This is a genomic window from Nocardia sp. Root136 (genome assembly GCF_001427185.1).
GTDB lineage: Bacteria > Actinomycetota > Actinomycetes > Mycobacteriales > Mycobacteriaceae > Nocardia > Nocardia salmonicida.
The window spans coordinates 249,063-269,017 of record NZ_LMFE01000007.1 but is presented as its reverse complement, the minus strand read 5'-3'; the positions used below and the strand labels follow the sequence as shown (position 1 = coordinate 269,017).

Below are 19,955 nucleotides of genomic sequence, written 5' to 3'. Positions count from 1 at the left end.
CCTCACAGCCCGCGAACCAGCGAGTAGAGATCGGCGACCCAGAACACCAGCGGCAGCACCGCGGCGACGAACGCGTACTCGAGCAGTTCGACGGCCCGGCGCATCGGCGGTGTCGCGGACTGGTTCGGCACGATCAAACCCATCACCAGCGCTGAGATCAGAATCACCAGCGCGGTGCCGAAAACGACCAGGGGCTGGCGCATTTCGAGCGCGACGCCGATCAGCATCATCAGCACGATCGCCGAGCCGCCCGCGATCAACACGATGGCCTGCTCGGCGCCCGCGTAGGTGCGGCTGCGGAACATCAGCACCACCGCGCACACCAGCGCCAGCGAGATACCGGGCCAGTAGGGATCTTCGGCGCCGGCGTTGATAGCCAGCAGCGCGCCGACGACGGTGACCAGGGTGGTCGCGCTGACCAGGCCGGCAAGGTAGTTACGGGCCCGCTCCGACCGCGCGCGCAGAGCGTCGAGAGTCGGCAGGGCGCGGTGGTCGTCCGGGTCGTCCTCGGTCGGGTCGATCGGGGTGCCGGGAGAGGGGACCGGCGGCAACGGCAGCTTGGCCAGCAGCATCGAAACACGCGGCGAGAGTGAGAGTCCCGCCAATCCGAGCGCGGCGACGACCGCGCCGATCGCCTTGACCGGCTGATCGGTGAGCAACCCCACCAGGGCGGCGGGCACGCCGAACACCGAGACGGTCGCCGTTCCGATGAACAGCGCCAGCCCGATGCCGGTGACCCGCCAGGCGAGCACCGCGATGGAGCCGAGCATCGCGAATCCGAGCAGCAGATGCGCCGCGCCGTAATGGTCGGGGACCAGCAGCATGCCGGCGGTGAACGCGGTCGGCAGCGCACAGCCGCCGAGTACGAGCGCGGCCGAGGTGTCGCGGTACATGCGGCTCAGCACCGTGCCCGCTACCACGCAGAGGATCGCGACGAACAGCGCCAGCGACCCGGAAACCCAGAACGGCAACGCATCCGGTGCGGCAAGCAGACCGAAGCAGCCGACCAGCATGGTGATCGCGGCGAGGACCGAACCGGTGACGCGGGCCGTCTTCGGCGTCCAGCTGCGGTAGTGCTCGGCGTCGGCGACCGCGACGTTGTACATGATGTCGTCGAACAGGGGCGTCGGCGCCGCGTGCGAAGCGCTCTCCAGCATGAGCAATTCGCCGTCGCGCACGCCTTGTTCGCCGAGGCTCAGCGAATTCGAGAACGGTGGGTGGCCGATACGCGCGAGCACCCATTCGGCGGGTTCGTAGCGTTCGCCGTCATTGTCGAAATCATTCGAGCGGCTGTGCTGCGCGACCATGTCGACCACGCTGGGAATGACGAGAGCGACCGGTACATCGACCGGAATAGCCATGTCTACCTGCGTGTGCTTGGCCAGGATGGTTACTCGGGCAAGGTCCGGCGCGCGCACTATGCCGCGTGCGGAGTCCTCTTCCACATGATCGAGTCGCGCGTGCGTCAAAACTCCCCCAGTTCCGTCTCTACCTCGTGTTTCCGCTCGACCGCTCTTAACGGTCGACAGTTTGCGGAACCCACCGTTCGGACAGCAGAATGCCTGACGAACCATACGACATGTCGGCCGCGACCTCTACACTGAGCCCGTTCGCGACGACAGATGAGCGAGTAGTCAAGCAGGGGGAGTCTTCGACCATGAGCACCGTCAGGTTCCAGCGCCGTGCCCGGCGCGAGATGCCGCGTACACCGGGTGGCGAGGTCACGTTGCAGCCGCCGCCGGAGATCCCGCGGATCACCCCGGGCAGCCTGCTGATGAAGCTGATGCCCGTCGTGATGGTGGTCGGCATGGTCGGCATGATGGCGCTGATGTTCACCCAGGGCAGCGGCATGCTGTCCAACCCGATGTCGATGATGTTCCCGATGATGATGATCATGTCGATGGTCACCATGTTCGGACAGGGTGGCGGCAAGGGCGCGAAAGCCGCGGAGGCCAACGAGGATCGCAAGGACTACCTGCGCTACCTCGATCAAGTTCGTAAAGATGTCGACGAGACCGCCAAACAGCAACGCGCAGCCGTCGAATGGAGCCACCCCGAACCCGGCTTGATCTGGATGCTCGCGGGCACCAGCCGGATGTGGGAGCGCCGCTCCGGCGACAAGGACTTCTGCCACGCGCGTATCGGCCTCGGCGGCCAGCGGCTGGCGACCAGGCTGGTGGCCCCGGAAACCGGCCCCGTCGAAGAACTCGAGCCCATCGCGGCGGTGTCGCTGCGCCGCTTCGTACGCGCGCATTCCACGGTTCCCGACCTGCCCACCGCCATCGCGGTGAAGGGCTTCGGCACCGTCGCCCTCGACGGCGACCGTGCCCAGGCACGCGACATGACGCGCGCGATGTTGTTGCAGCTGTGCATGTTCCAGGCGCCCGACCAGGTGCTCGTCGCCGTGGTCTGTGGCCCGGACACCGCCCGCGAGTGGGAGTGGACCAAGTGGCTGCCACACACCCAGCACCCCGAGGTGCAGGACGGCATCGGCACCCAGCGCATGTTCTACGGCTCCATCCGCGAGGCCATGAGCGGCCTGCATCCGCTGCTCGGCAACCGGGTGCGCTACTCGCGTAACCAGCCGAACAACCCGAACATGGTGCACGTGGTGATCGTCGTCGACGGCGGTCTACTCGAGGCCGAGGACGACCAGCTCCGCGAGTCCGGGTACGAGGGTGTCACCATCATCGACCTGTGCAATTACGCACCGCGCCTTGCCGTTTCGCGTGGCATCAAGATGGTCGTCGAAGACGGCGAGTGCCTCGGTCGCGGCGCCACCGGCAACCAGGAACGCTTCGCCACCATCGACCGCGTCAGCGCCGAGCAGGCCCAGCAGCTCGCCCGCAGGCTCGCGCCCTACCGCGCGGCCACCCAGCGCAGCAGCGACGTCGAGACCGACGAGACCGAGACGATCTCCACCTGGTCGCAGCTGATGAGCCTGGGCGATATCGGCAACTTCAACCCGGCCAGCGCGTGGCGTCCCCGCTACGGCCGCGAACGTCTGCGCGTGCCGTTCGGCATCGGCGCCGACGGCGCCCCGGTGGAACTCGACATCAAGGAAGCCGCCGAGAACGGCATGGGTCCGCACGGCCTGTGCATCGGCGCGACCGGTTCGGGTAAGTCGGAATTCCTGCGCACCCTGGTGCTCAGCCTGCTCGCCACCCACTCGCCCGACCAGCTCAACCTGGTCCTCGTCGACTTCAAGGGTGGCGCGACGTTCCTCGGCCTCGACGGCGTTCCGCACGTCGCCGCGGTCATCACCAACCTCGAAGACGAAGCCGACCTCGTCGACCGTATGAAAGACGCGCTGGCCGGCGAGATGAACCGTCGCCAGGAAGTCCTGCGGCAGGCGGGCAATTTCGCCAACGTCTCCGAATACGAGAAGGCCCGCGCCGCGGGCGCCGACCTGGACCCGCTGCCAGCGCTGTTCGTCGTGCTCGACGAGTTCTCCGAACTGCTCACCCAGCACCCCGACTTCGCGGAACTGTTCGTGATGATCGGTCGACTGGGCCGCTCACTACAGGTCCACCTCCTGCTCGCCTCGCAGCGTCTGGAGGAAGGCAAGCTCAAGGGCCTGGAATCGCACCTGTCCTACCGCATCGGCCTGAAGACCTTCTCCGCCAACGAGTCCCGCCAGGTCCTCGGCGTCCCCGACGCCTACAACCTGCCGAGCACCCCCGGCGGCGGTTACCTGAAGTCCGACTCGGGCGAGATCCAGCGCTTCCAGGCCTCGTATGTCTCGGGCGCTTATGTGGGTGGTGGATCGGCGCGCGAGGTCACCAGCGCCGGCATCGTCGGCGGCGAAATCGATGTCAACGCACGGCCTTTCGCCGCGACCCACGTCGGCTTCCGTGCCGCGGACCGGGTGCCGCTGCCGGTGGAAGCCGAGTTCGAGCCGGAGCCTCTCGGCGACGAGAACGAGCAGATGTCGAACCTGAACATGCTCGTTTCGCGGATCGCGGGCCACGGCAGGCCCGCCCACGAGATCTGGCTGCCGCCCCTCGATGAGGCGCCGACCATGGACCAGCTCGTGCCGCGCTCGATCCTCACCGGCGAGTACGCCGCGATCGCCACCTTGCGTGCCCCCATGGGCATCGTCGACCGCCCCTACGACCAGCGTCGCGACCCGTTCGTCGTCGACCTGTCGGGCTCACGAGGCAACGTCGCGATCGTGGGTGGTCCCCAGTCGGGCAAGTCGACCGCTCTGCGCTCGATGATCATGGCGATGGCCTTGACGCACACCGCCGAACAGGTGCAGTTCTACTGCCTCGACTTCGGTGGCGGCACGATGACCAGCCTGCTCGGCCTGCCGCACGTCGGTTCGGTGGCCAGCCGTCTCGACGAGGACCAGGTTCGGCGCACCGTCGCCGAGATGACCACGATCGTGCGCACCCGTGAGGCGAAGTTCCGTCAGCTCGGCATCGAGTCGATGGTCGAGTTCCGGCGACTGCGTTCGATGGATCCAGCGTCGAGCCCCGCGGCCGCGGGCGCACACGAGGATCCGTTTGGTGACGTTTTCCTGGTGATCGACGGCTACGGCTCGATCCGCCAGGATTTCGACGCCCTCGAGCAGGTCATCATGAACCTTGCGGTGCAGGGTCTTTCGTACGGCGTGCACGTGGTGATCGCACTCGCGCGCTGGGCGGAAGCCCGTCCCGCGCTCAAGGACCAGATCGGTACCCGTATCGAACTCCGCCTCGGTGACCCGATGGATTCCGACCTCGGCCGTAAGTTCGCGTCGCTGGTTCCGCAGGGTCGGCCAGGTCGCGGTATGACCGCGGAGTGCCTGCACATGCTCACGGCATTGCCGCGGATCGACGGTTCCGCCGATCCGTCGAATCTGGGTCAGGCTGTGTCCAGTGCCGTCGAGACGATCGCTCGGATGACGCCGGGACGTCCCGCACCGCAGGTCCGGATGCTGCCCGACAGTCTGCCCCGCGAACAGCTGCTGTACCTGGCGGGCAACTGGCCCTCGCGGGTCGATCCGGCGACCAAGTGCCTGCGTATCCCGATCGGTATCAACGAGGCCGAGCTCGCTCCGGTTTACATCGATTTCGCGGAGAGCCCGCACTTCATCATCATCGGCGACTCCGAGTCGGGTAAGACCACGCTGTTGCGCTCGATCATCGAGGGCATCGCCGCGTCGAACACCCCGAACGAGGCGCGGTTCATCGTCGGCGACTACCGCCGCTCGATGCTGGGCATCATCCCCGAGGGCTACCAGGCTGGATACGGTTCCACCGCACCGCAATTCACCCAGAACATGGCCGACCTCGCGGCGTATGTCGCCAAGCGGACCCCCGGTCCCGAGGTGACGCCGCAGCAGTTGCGTGAGCGTTCGTGGTGGTCCGGTCCCGAGCTGTATGTGCTCGTCGACGACTACGACCTGGTCGCCACCTCGTCGGGCAACCCCGTCTCGGCGCTCGTGGAGCATCTGCCACACGCCCGAGACCTCGGTTTCCACCTGATCATCGCTCGCCGCTCCGGCGGCGCCAGCCGCGCCATGTACGAGGCGACGCTGGCCCGGATGAAGGACCTCGGTTCGGCCGCGCTGGTGATGAGCTGCAGCAAAGACGAAGGCGTCATGGTCGGTACTACCCGTCCCGGCCCCAAGCCCGCCGGGCGTGGCACCTTCGTCACGCGTAATTCCGAGGGCCTGGTCCAGACCGCGTGGATGCCGCAAGCGGAATGACCGTCGTCGAGCTCGTTGTCAGCGAAGCCAAAGTGTGGGCGCGTGGCGCCACCACTCATTGGGATGTCGCGCCGTCGGTGGTGTTGGGCAGCAATGGTTCCGATCTCGTCGTCGGTGAGCCGCTGACTCCGCCCACCCAGGCGGTGTCGGTGGTGCAGAACCTGGCCGGTGGCGTGATCGCGCTGCCTCCTCGGATGCCGACGGTGGGGCAGGCACTGTCCGCGGTGCTCGGGGCGATTATCGACACCCTGCGCGTCACGCCCTTGTGTGAGCGGATCGTCGTCGTGCACCCCACCTCGTGGGGACAGCCCGAGCTCGATCTGTTCGCTACCGCGGCACAGCAATTCACCCATGAGGTCGTCTTCGAGACCTGTGCGCTGCGGGCGTCGGCGGTCGATGTCACCGCCAGCCGGAGCCGCCGCACCGCGATCATCGAGTTCGGCATGCTGTCGACCTCGGCTTCATCGGTCACCTACGACACCTACGGCACCCATGTCGAGGCGGTCGAGGTCGAACCCAATCTCGCGGCCTCGGAACTCGCCGGCGAGGACGGCTTCGGCCAGCTCGCGGCGCTTCTGGGCCGCCTGCTCACCGACCGCCCGGCCGACGTCGTACAGGTCTTCGGCACGACCGATCCCGCGGTACTGGATGCGGTCACCCAGGTCGTCGAAAGTGTCTGCGGTGCAGGTGTTCCCGTAAGTCCTCTGACGGGAACGGACCTCGCCCGCCCGACCCAGAAGACCCCGGCCTACACGCCGAACATCCCCCCGGCGGCCGAGTGGATGCAACCTCTTCGCGAACGCGCCGCGGCCACCAATCCGGTCGATCGTCGTCCCCTCTACATCGGTGCCGCTGCCCTGGTCGCTGTCGTTGCCGCAGCGGCTGTCGGCGGCTTCTTCTTGTTCGGCTCCGGTGATCAGGAAGCGACCGCCGCCGTCGCGACCACCACCGTGCCGACAACCATCGGTTCGGCGCCGCTGCCCACATCGTCGAAGCCGAAACCGAAGCCTTCCACCGAAACAGTCGGTCGAGTCATCGTAGAAGTCCCTGCGGGCTGGCGTCGCACCACCGCCACCGATGCCCGTGCCGACCTCGTCCCCGACGACGCCGCCCGCCACCGCATCACCATCACCCAGGAACCGGTCACTGCCGGGGCGGGTTACGACGAGGTCGCCGCCGACCTCGCCGCCCAAATCGCCAAGAAGCCGGCGGGCACAGTCACCCCTGTCCGCCGAGACGTAGTCTTCGCGGGCCGCCCCGGCCTCTCCTACGAAGAACGCCCCGCCGACGGATCGACCGTCCGCTGGCAGGTGCTGGTCGAACGCGGCGTCCAGGTCAGTGTGGGCTGCCAATACGCCGAAAACGGGTGGGCCGGTGTGATGTCCGCCTGTGAGCAGGTTGTCGGAGCCGTCCACGTCGGGCCATGATCCGCACCCTCCTCATCGCACTGCTGGCATCGTGCACCCTGGCCTGCACCCCCGCAGACCTGACGACTTCGAACGCGCCCTCGTGCCCGGCTGACATCGCCTCCGCCATCACCACCCACTCGGCCGGCTTCACCATCCACGCACCACAGCCCCCGGGCTGGTCGACCCGACCGGTCGAAGGTGGCGGCCTCGTGCTCCACCGCTTCGACATCATCGAAGGCGCCGACCCACCTTTCGGCATGGCCACGGTCACCGTCGCCACCTTCAGCCCGGCAAAGACCGCAGATGCCGCGATCAACACCCTCCGAATTCTCCGACCAAGCGAATCCGACTGGCACCGAACACGTTCCGAAGAGGTACAGATCTGTGGCAACACCGCCCACCTCACCACCGGAACCAACGCCATCGCCCACCACGACTACCTGGAATTCGCCTATCCGCTGGGCGACAAGTTCTACCCCATCCAAATAGCCACCCAGACCCCCGTCGCCAACGTTTCCCGCTATCGGGCAGACCTGGACACGATTCTGAGCGGTGTGCGTATCAGCGCTCAGTAGTCATCTTCCGTGTCACCCCGGCGACCAGATCACCCGATGAATTCCGAAGCGGTTCGACGGTCCTGCTCGTGAGACAAGTCAGGCCCCGGCTGAGCCGGGGCCTGACTGGCGTTGTGCTGGGTTCAGAACAGACCCGCGAGAGCGGTGTCGGTGCCCTGCAGATCCGAGTTACCCTGTCCGACAAGCGTACCGGCGCCCTCGAGGGTCGTGTTCAGCTGCTGGACGTGGGTGTTCCACTGAGTCTGCAGTTCGGTGAACGAGTCGTTCGCGTCACCCTTCCAGTTGTTGGTCACGAAATCGGTGACCGACTTGTGGAAGTCCTCCAGCATGGACATGACGTTGCGCGCTTCGGTAACGATCGCCTGGGCGCCGGCCTCGACTTCGCCGAAATTCGCGGAAATCCGAGTGGGGTCGTTGGCAGCCATCTGAGCTCCTATTCTGAGAGTTTGGTTGGAGGGTGGATCAGAGCGCGGGCAGGTCGAGGCTGGAGACCTGGGCCTTCACCTGCTGGGCGAAGTCGGTGTCCTGCTCTTCGTACTGGGAACCGGCCTTGACCAGCTTCTCTGAGGTTTCGAGCAGCTTGTCGTTGAGCTTGTCGGCCTGGAAGTAGTAGCGCTCCATGAAGGAGTCGAACGCGGTACGCGCCCCACCGCTCCATGTGGCGGTGGTCTGGTCTTCCTTGGCCTTGAGAGTACGGATCGCGGTCATCAGATCGAGGTGCCTCTGCTTGATGTCCTTCGCGAACTCGCCGATTTTCTCGTTACTCGCGTCGAGCTGTCCTGCCATGTTGGCTTCCTTTCGGGTTCGATCCTGGCTGCTGCGGTCTGGGATCGTTTTCCCAGTTCATATACTTGGACGCTGCCCGACCTCGATCGGTTCCATCCAATAGCCAGAAAGTTTGGTTTCAGTGCTGACTCCGGTCGAGCGCACCGGCCCGGTGCGGCGTTCAACCTGGTCAGCGGCCGGTTCCCGGTCGTACAAGCCGACACGGACCGATCCCAGTGGTCAGCCCTGCCCCCCTCCTCCCCACTGTGCTGACCGTTCGACGGTTAGTGGGCTGACTCGCCTCACCTTACCGAAACGGCACGGATGACGCGATCACTCCAAACATGTGCGCTACTGACTATTGGCGAGCACGGCGTACTGGGCCGCTGCGCGCTGCTGAGAGTCTTGCGGCTGTGTGCTCCACACCGTGCCAATGTAGTTGCGGTAGCGGACAACACAGAGGAAGTACTTGGCGTTCGATCCTGGCTTGGGCTCATCGGCGCACTTCGAGTCAGGGACGCCGGCCGGCGTCAGCGAGGGATCCGGTTCGGCGGCCAGGCCGGACCACAGAGCTTTCGCCGATTCCTCGTCCCTGCTCCGGTAGATGATGGCGCCGTCGAGTAGTTGGCTGGATCCGGTGCCGAAACCCTGCGCGATCCCATTGGTGTTGAAGCTGTAGGTTTGCCCCGAGTACGCCTGACCCATTGTCACGAACTCGACGTTGCCAGCTGCGTACAGCGCCTTGGCCGCTTCGCGGTCGGTCTGCAAGTGCAAGAAGCCCTGCACGGTGTTGGTGGCCAAGCCTCCCAACGACGGAACCCCGAGCTTGTTCGGGTTCAGCACTCGACGCTTCATGTCTTCCGGATCGAGATCCGTGCGCATGACCTCTTCTGGTGACAGGGGCGGGAGCGTGTCCAGCATGGGAAATTGTGCTGCGTAGGTCTTCTCTACCAGAGAAGTGAGCAGCGGTAGATCGGCGCTTCCCGTCGATACGAAAACGCTCACCGTATAGTTGCCGTGCGCGGCGATCGACCCGATTGTCGGCGTCCCCGGCCGCCAATGTGCTTGCGCGGCAGGGTATTTGCCAATCGCAACACGTTTATTTTCCTCCGGATTGACCTCGAAGTCAACCGCTTCGAACTCGCGGGCCGCAGTATCCGCTGCATCGGTGCTCGGAAACTGTAGGACGGTAACGGTGAGCAAGGTTGCGGTCATCGGAGATTTTTGGAAGGCGACGACCTCGGTATCGCTGCTACCCGAGATGAATCCGAACTGCATTTTGTTCCGCTCGGCGACCCCCCGGCTCGGCTCCGCCATGGATTGGGCGACGTCCTCGGGCTTCAGTACTTCCTGAACGCCTGTCCCGTAGCGCAGTTTTGGATCGACGTCGGTGCCGATCACAACGTGATCGCTGAGCCGGGTGATGGCCAAGCTTTTACCGCTTCGGACCGAGTGTGAGAATTTGTAGTAGGAGTCGAGTGGCTCGGTCGGGTATTTTCCCACTTCGAGTTTGCGGACGTCGATTTCACCGGCGCCCGAATTTCCCGCCACGGTCTGTCCGCACGCGCTGACAGCAAGGACGGTCAGGGCGATCGCAGCACTCTTGATCCCTCTGAGTTTCATCGCTATGTCTCCAAGTCCTTTTCTGGTTCGCTATTTGGCCTTGGCGGCGAGCATGGCGTATTGGGCCGAGATCCGCTGGTGGGCATCGATCAGCTGGTTGGAGCGGGCTTCGATGACATAGCGGTCGTAAGCGACGGTGCAGTGGAATCTCATGGTGAAGGAGTCTTTGACCTTCAGTTCGTCACATCGGGCAGCGGGTAGCCCCTTCGGTGAATCAGCTGACCGGAGTGCCTTGTTCAGTGCGCTGTGCTCTTCGCTGAGAAGCTCTGCGCCTTTGGCGTCTTTGGTTTGGTAGAGCTCGGTTGCGTTGATCCCGAGCCATTCCACTCCGGCGGTTTCGAAGAGCTTCTTGTCGCTCTCCGGCCTTGTGGAAATGTGCAGAGCGCCTTGCTGATTGTAAATACCTGGTGGATTCTTCTGAGATTCTTCGCCTTGGCGCGACAGTGAATGACCGAGGAGTTGATCGTGATCGAGTTCCGTGTCCACCAGTTTGTCGACGGGTGTCGGATCAAACTTATCGATGCGGGGCTGAACGGCGGCCCAATTCTTGGTTGCAAGGGTGCTCATCGCATTGAAATCGGTCGTCCCGACTTCAATTTTGGCGCTGTCTTTGATTACCGAGTACAAGACGATCTGTTTATGTGCCTTGACGGTGAAAAGCTCTTGGCGAGCGGGGTCCCAGAACGCGTGTCCGTCGGCATAGCCTGGGATCGAAGCAACAACTCGGCCTTCCTTTCTCGCACGTTGGCTACGTGCCAGTGCATCTGCTGCCGCAGTCGCCGAGGCCTCGCTGTCGAAAACCATTGCCGCATTCGAGAGGATCTCGGCAACGAGAATGTCCTCGTGTGTCTGCGCCCAGCTGTAGAAGCCGCCGACAAATCCAGGTGCGTCCTCTGTGAATGTGTCGCCGACTGTATAGATTCGCTCGATGAATCCGTACACTGAGTTCGAGCTCAGCGCGGATTGGAATTTGAAGCGGCTGTCGATTTCGAAAGGCGTGGGAAGATAGTTGCCGAGGCGTTGGCCTTCGGTCAGGCGAGCCCGGTCGATATTCTGTTTACCAATCGTGCGCGGAGTCGTCGCGTAGCCTCCGACATCAAGTACCGAAATGTCGGCAGGCGCAGGCTGCTCGACCTTAGCCGTCTCGTCCGAACCACATCCGGTAATTCCGAATGTAATCAGAGCAAGGCTCGCTGCCACAAATGTCGATGGTGCCCGCATTGATCCCCTCCAGTGGTCTATACGCAAGTGGAGGACATGCCAATCAGAGCTTTATCCCCCCGGCGACGCGCGTGTGGTCCCTAGCCGACCGTCAGCATCGCACGCGCCAACATAGCATCTCGGACGATGGGGAGACGACCCCGATCGTCGAGGTTTTGTTCACTTGACCCTGTTGTGCAACACCGGCACCAACTTTTGGAGCAGTACTTGCTCGGAGGTCTCCGACCAGTTGCGGATGGCGGATATAGTCGCGGGATCGTCGACGGGGATGACGGTTGCCCTGGACCGGGCGAGGTCGTCGGGCAAACCGGAAAGCCCGCCACCACCAGCCTTTTCGTCGCTACGAACAGCGAGAATGTAGGTATTGTCGTCGGCCTTGACCCGATCGAATACCTCGTCCAAGGGACGCGGCGACGTCTCGTCGGCACGCTTGGTGTACTCGAGGTTGTAGACGAACCCCAGGTCCTGCAGGAACGTAGTCTGCGGAGTGGCTCCGAGGTAAATCGCCATTTTGCGGTTGGAGAGTACGTCGACCATGGTGATCGTCTTACCCTCGAAGCCAGGGTTTTCGGCGCGTGCCTTTTCCCGCGGAGTTTGCGCGGCCGATGGCGCGGCGGCGGATGTAGGCGAGGTCCCCGAGTTGCCGCCCGAGTCGCTGATGGCCCATATCCCGATGCCCGCGGCCAGCGCGACGACTACCGCTGCTGCTGCTCCGATGAGCGCGAACCGCCTGGTCTTCGGGCGTTCAGGCTGGGGCTGTGGGGTCTGGTAGATCCCCGCTGGTGTGGAGTACGACGTGCGCGGATCGGTGTTGGGCCGCATGTCGGGCACCTGGATCGGGTACGTCGGCGAGGTGTTGTGGCCGGTGGGGTTGAAGCCCGGAGTCAGCGCGTTCGATGCCGCGTCGGTGAATTCTCGGCAGGTGGCGAAGCGTGCGGCGGGGTTCTTGGCCATCGCGCGGGCGAAGACGTGGTCGATGGCGTGGGGGAGGCTGGGGCGGACTCGGGTTGCCTGGGGTGGGGGCTCGTGGAGGTGGCCCATCATGACCATGGCGGGTTGGACTGCGGGGTAAGGGTTTTGGCCGGTCAGGAGTTTGTAGAAGGCGCAGGCGAGGCTGTAGATGTCGGCGCGGTGGTCGAGGTTGGCGCCGCTGAGTTGTTCCGGCGGGGCGTAGGCGATGGTGGCGAGGAAGCTGCCGGTCTGGGTGAGTTCGGTGGCGTCGTCGGTGGACTTGGCGACACCGAAGTCGGTGAGCAGAATGCGTTCTTCTTCGCCGTCGCTGCTCGACAGCAGGAAGTTGGCGGGCTTGACGTCGCGGTGCAGCAGGCCGCGGCGGTGGGCGTAGTCCAGGCCCTTGCCGACCTCGGTGGTGATGCGCAGGGCGCGCAGCGGGGTCATGGCGTGCGGGTCGCGGGCGAGTTCGGCGGCGGCGTCGGTGCCGTCGACGTACTGCATGGCGATCCACAGCTGGCCGTGTTCTTCGCCGCGGTTGTAGACCGAGACGATGTTGTTGTGGTCCAGGCCCGCGGCGAGGTTGGCCTCGCGTTCGAAACGGGCGCGGAACTCGGGGTCACGGCTGAGTTCGGCGCTGAGCACCTTCAGCGCGTCCATCCGCGGCAGGCTGGGATGTTTGGCCAGGTAAACCGTGCCCATGCCGCCGGCGCCGAGCACTCGCTGCACGCGGTACCCCCCGACGATGGTGCCGTGGCTCATCACCATCTTTTACGATCTCCTGACTCAATGCCGCACACTGCCGCTCTCCCGGCTGGAGCATATCGGACTCCGCAGGGGGCGGCCGGTGTGGGATTATCGGCTGTTGGCGAATAGTGCATATTGCGCGGCCGCACGTTGATGGGCGTCCAAAAGCTGGTTGCCGCTTACTATTCCGACGTATTCGTTGTAGGCGAGGATGCAGCTGAAGCGTTTCGACGCGCCTGGACGTTTGTTGTCTACGCAGGCAGAATCGGGGAGATTGGGTGGGCTGGCGGCCTCGCCTTCTACCTGCCAGGGGAACAATTTCTCGGTGACCGCGCGGCGGGCGGTTTGCGCGTCGGGGGTGCGGATGCCGATCGAGCCCCAGGACAGGGCCACCTGCTGGGCGCTCATCTTGGTGAGCTGCTCGTCGATGTAGTGGCGGTCGGTGGGGAGTTGGTCGCCGGAGTAGTGCAGGATGCCGTGTTTGCCGGTGACCAGGTAGTAGCCGGAGCCCTCGGGGTTGGCCAGTTGGTCCGGGTTGAGCGTTCGCATCAGGAGGTGGTCGGGGTCCCAGGGCAGGTCCATGACCTGTTCGTCGGTCAGCGGGGTGGTTTCGGCGAGTGCCTCGATCTGCTCGGTATAGGCGGTCGAGGCGAGGGCGGTGAGCGCTTGCTGGTCGGGGGTGGCCACCGACAGCAGGAAGGCGATCACATAGGGGCCGTGGGGGAGGACGGTGCGCAGGAAGGGGGAGTCCGGGCGCCAATGGGACAGGGCCGCGGGGTGTCCGGCGATCGCGACCGGCTGGTTGCGACCCTCCTGCATGCCGAAGTCGGTGTCGTAGAACTCTTTCGCCGCGGCGGCCGCGCGCTCGGCATCGGAGAATTGGAACACCATGGTGGTGGCGGTGAGCCTGTTGTCGGCTTTCTTCGTCGGCCAGCCGCCATAGGTTTCGACGCGTGAATCCTTCGAGGCGCCACTGGATTCGAAGCCGTACAGCATCTTGTACTTCTTCGCGATGGCCGACATCGCGGGCTCGTCGCCGAGAGCGGAGGGCATCACGCCGGCGGAGACGGTGGTCGCGCGTTTGCCGTAGGTCATCTGGGCGTCGATGTCGCGGGAGTTGATCACGTAGTCGGCGATCCGCATCGCCGCTACCTCGTACATCTCGTAGAACGGCGGGATGGGATCGTCGTCGTGGGCATTGATCGGCTCGGTGGGGTACGAACCGACGTCGAGGGTTCGGACATCGATCTCGCCGGGCAGCGCCTGACCGGACAGGGTGGATCCGCAGGCGGTCAGCACGAGAGTGAGGGTGGCCGCTAGCGCGGCGTAGTGGATTCTCATTTCGCGTTCACCAACAGGGCGTACTGGGCAGAGATTCGCTGCTGGGCGTCGAGGAGTTGGTTCGACCAGACGTAGGCGGCGTAGCGGTCGTAGGACACCGCGCAATAGAAGCGGATCGCTATCCGTTGCTGCCTGCCGATGTATTCCTTGCACTTGGCGCTCGGCAGGTTCTTCGGAGGGGCGGAGGCGGTGAATTTACGGGTGAGGCCGCCGAGTTCGTCGCGGACACCCTGAGCGCCCGCGATATCGCGGGCCCGGTAGACCTCGGCGCCGTCGTTGGCGTAGAGGTCGATGCCGAAGTCGTCGATCATCTTCGTGGTGCTCACCGGGTCGGAGAGGAAGTGGCGGGCGGTGCGGCCCGCGTAGACGCCGGGTGGGTTGATCCAGGAATCCTCGCGGACGCGGGGTGCGGTACGACCGAGCATGCCCTCGCGGTCGCGCTGCAGGGTCATCAGTTCGGTGCTGGGGGTGGGGGTGAACTTCGCGACCGAGGGGACGATCGTGTCGAGGCTCTTGCGGGTCAGATCGAGCAGGACCTGCTTGTCGACCTTCTCCAGGTAGATCTTCAGGTAGTCGTAGAACCAGGTGTAGATCACCAGATGGCCGGTGGCGAACCAGGATCCGATCGACTGCTGGTCGGGCTGCCAGTGCGCGGTCGCCGCGGGGTAACCGGGGATCTCGATGCGCTGGTTGTTCGGGGCGTAGCCGAAATCGAGCTTCTCCAGCTCGGCGGCGGCGGTGGCGGCCCGCTGCGCGTCGGGGAAGATCATGACCGCGTTCACCATGTCGAGGCCCATATTCTTGGGCTCGGTCTCTGCCGAGCTCACGAATCCGCCGATGAAATCAGGCGCGACCTCGGCGAACTGGTCGACTGCCATGATCTTGCCGAGCGCGGCTTCGGCGTCGAGGAAGACCGACGCGATCGTGGGGTTGGTGTGGATGAATCGGGGATCGATGTCGGCCGGTGCCGGCACGAAGTCGCCGAGGCGTTCGGCCTCGATGAATCGGCCCTGGTCCAGGTTCGAGACCACCCCGACTTGGCGGGGTTGGGTCGAGTAGTTGCCGACATCGAGAGTGGCGAGGTCAACGGGGGCGTCGGTGGCGGCGACTTCGTCGGGACCACCGCAGGCCGCGACGACAGTGGTCAGCAATGCGGTCGCCAGGACACAGACGGCTTTCGTGGCTCGCAACTCATTCCTCCCCGAAACGATTGTCGGCGGAATCCTACGTCACCGACTTCGAGGAACGGGGCCGAGCCAACTCACAAGCTATTGGCCAGCAGGGCGTACTGGGCGGTGATCTTCTGGCGTACTTCGGGTTCACCGTCGGCGCTGACCATGGCCAGATAGCGCTTGTAGGCGACGTAGCAGCGGTAGAGGTAGTCGTCTTCTTTGTTGCCGTTGTCGTTGAGCTTCAGGCAGGTCGCGGTGGGGACGTCGGCGGGGGCGGTGATCGGGTCGTAGTGGCCCGCTGAATCGATGAGCCCCCGCATGAGGGATTGGCCTGCGGACTGGTCGCGTACCAGGGTGACGGCGCCGCCCTCGACTACCGCGTGGGCTTCGACCCCGGTCGCGGTGATGAGGTTCTGGCGGGCGGTGAGGTCGGCGGCCTTGTTGATGAGGTGTTCAGGGGCGTAGGAGGCGAAGGAGTACTGGCCGGGGTGCATGGCGGAACGGTCGTCGACTACGGCGCGGGCCAGTAGCCCGGCGGGGTCGACGGGCAGGTCGGCGATCTTCTCGGCGGGGGTGGGGTCGAACTCGGCGAGCTGGGCGAGTTCGGCGGCGAGGTTCTTGTCGATCCAGGACGTGAGGTCGGTCGCGTCGGCGCGGGGGCGCTGGATGAACAGCGAGATCACGAATTCCTTGTGGGCGAGGAACGCGCCGATGGTGGGAACGCCGGGGCGCCAATGGAGGTAGGCGTCGGGGTACTTGGTGGAGGTGAGTTTGCGGTTGTCGGGGGAGACCGCCAGGTCGACCTCCTCGAGTTCGCGCGCGGCGAGGGTGGCGGCGGACGCGGTGGGGAAACGCAACAAGGCCGTGGTCAGGGCGGTCGCGTCGGGGCCGGGGCGGGTCTTGCCGTCTGGATCGGCCCTGTCGGCGCCGAGCGCGACATAGCCGGTCACGAATTTGCGGTTCTCCAGAACAGGTTTGGAGACATTCGCGATGAAATCCAGCGCGCTGTCGATGTCGGGGATCACCACACCGCCGCGTCCGTGCGACAGTGAGGGATCGATGCGCAGCGCGGGCACCACGGCCGCCGACATCCGCGCGCCCTCGACGATCGCGCCTCTGTTGCCCGCGGTGTCGGTGTAGGTGTGCCGGTCGGTGGCGAAGGTCCCGGTCTCCAGGCCACGCACATCGGGCTCACCGGCGACCGGCATGCCGCTGACCGCGCAGCCGGTGAGGGTGATCAGGGCGCCACACAAGGCGAGCGCGATGCGAAATTTGGTCGAACCGATCATCACAAGCCCCTCGATGTCCGCCGCGAGGTGCGTACCTCCGCCATCGCTACTCGGTATGAAGTTACCGGACCGAACCCGCCCAGGGGGACCGATGTGGGGTGCTTGCCATACTCTGGACGACATGGCGACCCCCCTGCTGTGCAGTTCCGGTAGAGGCCGATACCTGTGAGGGATCGGCAGGTCGAAGTGGTGCTCGGAAGTCACGCGGTCGCGCGGGTCGCGGGCGCGGTGATCGTGGTCGCGCATCGCGGGCAGGGCAAGCTCACACCCGGTGATACTGCCGCGATCGCGCTGGAATCGCTGGCGGAGTTGGTGCGTGACGCGCACGAGCAAGCGCCGTCAGGGCCGGGTTCGGTGGTGGCGCGTGAGGCGACTCGGTGGCTGATGAAATACGCCGAGCAGATCTCGCCGGGTGTGCCGATCGATTTCGGGGTGCTCTCCGCCGCCGACAACGGGGGCGTGGCTATCTTCTTGCACGGCTCGGTAACTGCCGTTCTCGCCGATGATCGGGGCCCGGAGTACTACCGCGGTAGCGACGCCGCGTTCACCGTCGATCGGGTGGCCTCGGAGCCGGCGAAGGCGGTCGCGTTGTTCGTCGACGATGCCAAGGGCCGCATCCCGGATCTGCCGCCGGAACGCGGAATCGGTTGGCTCGTCGAAGGAATCGCGCAGGCTGGCGGGGCCGTGATGTGGTCCAACGATGTGCGCAGTCGCGTGCGGACCGCGGAACCCGTGGGGCAAACACGCAGGCCGCCACCGGCTACCGCGCGCATCGATCGGGAACCGCGTGCGGCGCAATCGGATCCGCGACCCAGCGAGCAGCCCGCGACCGGGATGCAGCCCGCGACATCGCTGATGGACGCTGTCACCGGCACGGTGGACACCCCGATCGTCGACCCGCACAATGCCGAAACCCGGCTCTCCGGAACCAATCCCGCGCCCGAACCCGACCCCGACCTGCAGCGCAGGCTCGAGGCCACGGCCAAGTCGACGGTGCTGGCCGTGAAAGTGATGGGGTTCAAGTGCGCGCGTGCGCATCCCAGCGATCCCCGCTCGGCGTTCTGCACGGTGTGCGGCATGCCGGTCGACCAGACCCAGGCGCTCGCCGAGGTGGTCCGCCCGCCGCTGGGCATGCTCGTGCTCGACGACGGCATGACCTATCTGATGGCCGCCGACGCGGTGATCGGGCGTGACCCGGAGCACTCCGACGCGGCTCAGCGCGGACTCATCCCGTTACGCATCGACGACACCTCCGGTGGCATGTCACGCGCGCATGCCGAAGTGCACCTGGTGAATTGGGACGTCCAACTCATCGATCGCGGTTCCACCAACGGAACTCGCAGCCGGCACCCCGGCTACCGCGACTGGGTCCGGCTCACGCCGAATCAGCCGATGGTGCTCGTCCCCGGCACCGAGGTGATGATCGGCAACCGGGTATTGCGCTACGAACCGGCCGCACCGCCGCCATTCGGCTGACAACCCCTTCGCCGATCGCACTCCCACCCCCCCGCGCATCCCGACCCCGAGGAGGGATCCGCCGCGCAGCGGCGGGTTCGCGGCCGTCCCGTCGATCAGGTGCCGTTGCGTAGGCGACGAAGGAGCAAGCAACGGTGCCTGATCGACGGGACCGGCGGGGCCGCGAACTCGAGCGCGCCAGCGCTCCAAAGGCTCAGCTATACCGTGACAGGCAGGTGGTTTCGCCGTTGAGGACGCCTGCTCGGAAGGCGTCGACGCGGGAGAATCCGCTGGGCACCGTGTTGCCTTCGGCGTCGCTGGCGGCCAGGCCGTCGGTGAGCAGGCCCGAGACCGCCTCGTCGAGGTCGCCCGCGGACAGTTGGATGTCGCCCTGGCTCACGGGCCGCCCCGGCTGGGCGAGTTTTCCGGTGACCACTCCGGACAGGCAGGCCGCGCGCAGACCGGTCTTCGCGCCGGTCAACTGCTGGCCGTGACTGCGCTGCACGGCCAGGGTGTAGCGGGAGATGAACACCACATAGCCGTTGTAGTCGCCGCTGACCTTCACCGGCAGCGGGCCGTCGTCGTCGGTGTCGGTGGCGCCGCGTTCGGCCAGGCCGGGTACGTCGGTGGCGATGGTGTTCTTGGCGGGGCAGTAGGTGACCGGGTCGGTGACCGCGCCGTCCTTGCAGTCGATCCGTGAGCCCGCGTAGTCGTAGGTCGGGGCCTCTTTCACCGGCAGGATCGCCTGCAGCGCCTTGCTCAGCTCGACCAGGTTCTCCTTGGAGACGGGGTATTCGCCGCGACCGCTGTCGTCGGCGAAGCTCTGTGGGAGGGCGCCGCGGCGCGAGTCGATCTCGTCCTCGTCGATGCCCTTGCACCCGCGCGGCCCGTCGGTGAACCCGATCTGCACGGCGGTGACCCGCTCGAAGGCCGAACCGTGCACGCTCTCCGGATCGTCGGGATCGGAGTCGCGAATCGAAACGGTCGCGGCCAGCACGGAATTCAGGCCGTCGGAGGTGTTGATCGTGAAGTGGTTCGACTTGCCCTCTGCGACGTGGCGCATGAACGCGCCCGCGAAGCAGTCGGCCTGCTGTTCCTTCACCAGAACCGGGGTCTTCTTGGTGACCATCTTGGCCATGGTCTGGATGGCGTGGCCGTATTCGTGGGCGAGCACCATCACCACCGACATCGTGCCGAAGGTCTCGCTCATGGTGGGCAACAGCATCTCGCGGTCCCAGCCGATGGAGTTGTCGCTGCGGCAGTAGGCGGCATTGACCAGGTGGTAGGTGGTTTCCTTGCAGAACTCGATCGCCTGGCTGCGGGCGGCGCGCGCGTTCCAGGAGATCAGCTTCTCGACCGGGGCGAAGGTCTCACCGGGGAATTCGGCGCCGAAGCCGGCCTGCCAGTAGGACTGGATGTCGTCGATCGCGTTGAGCGCCAACTTGTCCACCTCGCCGCCGTCGCCATTGGTCGCGGTGAGGGGCGAATCGGCGACGCCGGTGCGTGGACCGTTCGGCCCACCGGTGGTCGGCAATCCCGCCACCTGGAACGGATCGTCATAGATGGAGACGCCGTGCCCTTCGATCGCCCGCGTGCAGCCGACACCCATCAGCGCGCATAGCACGACAGAGATCGCAACGAACACTTGGGCTTTCGGCATACGTCCCCCTGGTCGGCCGGATACACGTGCAGGTCGATCGCCGGATCGGGCT

General features: G+C 65.5%; 14 protein-coding genes. 4 read left to right on the top strand and 10 right to left on the bottom strand.

The genetic code is table 11. The features are described from left to right. Positions 1-2: 2 nt before the first annotated feature. The gene (eccD, locus tag ASD42_RS18410; protein WP_056818272.1) at positions 3-1,469 is read right to left on the bottom strand and encodes a type VII secretion integral membrane protein EccD; all 1,467 of its coding nucleotides are present in this window, start codon (positions 1,467-1,469) and stop codon (positions 3-5) included. A gap of 188 nt (positions 1,470-1,657) precedes the next feature. On the opposite strand from eccD, the gene eccCa reads away from it, so the two are divergent. The 3 genes from eccCa to ASD42_RS18395 are packed head-to-tail and all read left to right on the top strand — an operon-like array spanning position 1,658 to position 7,679. After that, entirely contained in the window at positions 1,658-5,695 is a 4,038-nt protein-coding gene (gene eccCa / locus ASD42_RS18405; RefSeq protein ID WP_056818269.1) for a type VII secretion protein EccCa, read from the top strand. Then, complete coding sequence (locus tag ASD42_RS18400; protein WP_056818267.1) at positions 5,692-7,122, top strand: type VII secretion-associated protein; 1,431 nt, start codon at positions 5,692-5,694, stop codon at positions 7,120-7,122. Before eccCa ends, ASD42_RS18400 begins: the two co-directional genes overlap by 4 nt. Further along, positions 7,119-7,679, top strand: coding sequence for a hypothetical protein (locus ASD42_RS18395; RefSeq protein WP_056818266.1), 561 nt, complete (start codon positions 7,119-7,121; stop codon positions 7,677-7,679). The genes ASD42_RS18400 and ASD42_RS18395 overlap by 4 nt, the downstream gene beginning before the upstream one ends. A gap of 122 nt (positions 7,680-7,801) precedes the next feature. Here the strand turns inward: ASD42_RS18395 and ASD42_RS18390 are convergent, their stop codons facing one another. The 8 genes from ASD42_RS18390 to ASD42_RS18355 form a co-directional block, all read right to left on the bottom strand. Beyond that, positions 7,802-8,104 (bottom strand): WXG100 family type VII secretion target, encoded by a 303-nt coding sequence (locus ASD42_RS18390; RefSeq protein ID WP_056818264.1) that lies wholly within the window; start codon positions 8,102-8,104, stop codon positions 7,802-7,804. Between the two features lie 37 nt (positions 8,105-8,141). Then, entirely contained in the window at positions 8,142-8,465 is a 324-nt protein-coding gene (locus ASD42_RS18385) for a WXG100 family type VII secretion target (RefSeq protein ID WP_056818263.1), read from the bottom strand. A 330-nt stretch (positions 8,466-8,795) separates the two neighbouring features. After that, entirely contained in the window at positions 8,796-10,067 is a 1,272-nt protein-coding gene (locus tag ASD42_RS18380; protein ID WP_056818260.1) for a DUF7373 family lipoprotein, read from the bottom strand. A gap of 30 nt (positions 10,068-10,097) precedes the next feature. After that, positions 10,098-11,267, bottom strand: coding sequence for a DUF7373 family lipoprotein (locus tag ASD42_RS18375; RefSeq protein WP_056818259.1), 1,170 nt, complete (start codon positions 11,265-11,267; stop codon positions 10,098-10,100). 180 nt (positions 11,268-11,447) lie between these two features. Beyond that, positions 11,448-13,001 (bottom strand): serine/threonine-protein kinase, encoded by a 1,554-nt coding sequence (locus ASD42_RS18370; RefSeq protein WP_235569667.1) that lies wholly within the window; start codon positions 12,999-13,001, stop codon positions 11,448-11,450. Between the two features lie 93 nt (positions 13,002-13,094). Beyond that, positions 13,095-14,327 carry a DUF7373 family lipoprotein gene (locus ASD42_RS18365; protein ID WP_056818255.1) on the bottom strand — a complete coding sequence of 411 codons (1,233 nt, stop codon included), beginning with the start codon at positions 14,325-14,327 and terminating at the stop codon, positions 13,095-13,097. Next, on the bottom strand, positions 14,324-15,517 hold the full coding sequence (locus ASD42_RS18360) for a DUF7373 family lipoprotein (RefSeq protein WP_056818253.1): 1,194 nt from the start codon (positions 15,515-15,517) through the stop codon (positions 14,324-14,326). The genes ASD42_RS18365 and ASD42_RS18360 overlap by 4 nt, the downstream gene beginning before the upstream one ends. Positions 15,518-15,588: 71 nt before the next feature. After that, positions 15,589-16,788, bottom strand: a complete 1,200-nt coding sequence (locus tag ASD42_RS18355; protein ID WP_056818251.1) for a DUF7373 family lipoprotein — start codon at positions 16,786-16,788, stop codon at positions 15,589-15,591. 165 nt (positions 16,789-16,953) lie between these two features. Between ASD42_RS18355 and ASD42_RS18350 the strand changes: the two genes are divergently transcribed. Then, positions 16,954-18,264 carry an FHA domain-containing protein gene (locus tag ASD42_RS18350; protein ID WP_056818249.1) on the top strand — a complete coding sequence of 437 codons (1,311 nt, stop codon included), beginning with the start codon at positions 16,954-16,956 and terminating at the stop codon, positions 18,262-18,264. A gap of 193 nt (positions 18,265-18,457) precedes the next feature. On the opposite strand, the gene ASD42_RS18345 is transcribed toward ASD42_RS18350, so the two are convergent. Beyond that, the gene (locus ASD42_RS18345) at positions 18,458-19,903 is read right to left on the bottom strand and encodes a hypothetical protein (RefSeq protein WP_056818247.1); all 1,446 of its coding nucleotides are present in this window, start codon (positions 19,901-19,903) and stop codon (positions 18,458-18,460) included. Between the last annotated feature and the right edge of the window lie 52 nt (positions 19,904-19,955).

What these genes read in the sequence shown, in the direction of transcription:
- eccCa (WP_056818269.1), top strand. Translation starts at nt 1,658, where the DNA reads ATGAGCACCGTCAGGTTCCAGCGCCGTGCCCGGCGCGAGATGCCGCGT.
- ASD42_RS18400 (WP_056818267.1), top strand. Translation starts at nt 5,692, where the DNA reads ATGACCGTCGTCGAGCTCGTTGTCAGCGAAGCCAAAGTGTGGGCGCGT.
- ASD42_RS18395 (WP_056818266.1), top strand. Translation starts at nt 7,119, where the DNA reads ATGATCCGCACCCTCCTCATCGCACTGCTGGCATCGTGCACCCTGGCC.
- ASD42_RS18390 (WP_056818264.1), bottom strand. Translation starts at nt 8,104, where the DNA reads ATGGCTGCCAACGACCCCACTCGGATTTCCGCGAATTTCGGCGAAGTC.
- ASD42_RS18385 (WP_056818263.1), bottom strand. Translation starts at nt 8,465, where the DNA reads ATGGCAGGACAGCTCGACGCGAGTAACGAGAAAATCGGCGAGTTCGCG.
- ASD42_RS18380 (WP_056818260.1), bottom strand. Translation starts at nt 10,067, where the DNA reads ATGAAACTCAGAGGGATCAAGAGTGCTGCGATCGCCCTGACCGTCCTT.
- ASD42_RS18370 (WP_235569667.1), bottom strand. Translation starts at nt 13,001, where the DNA reads ATGAGCCACGGCACCATCGTCGGGGGGTACCGCGTGCAGCGAGTGCTC.
- ASD42_RS18365 (WP_056818255.1), bottom strand. Translation starts at nt 14,327, where the DNA reads ATGAGAATCCACTACGCCGCGCTAGCGGCCACCCTCACTCTCGTGCTG.
- ASD42_RS18355 (WP_056818251.1), bottom strand. Translation starts at nt 16,788, where the DNA reads ATGATCGGTTCGACCAAATTTCGCATCGCGCTCGCCTTGTGTGGCGCC.
- ASD42_RS18345 (WP_056818247.1), bottom strand. Translation starts at nt 19,903, where the DNA reads ATGCCGAAAGCCCAAGTGTTCGTTGCGATCTCTGTCGTGCTATGCGCG.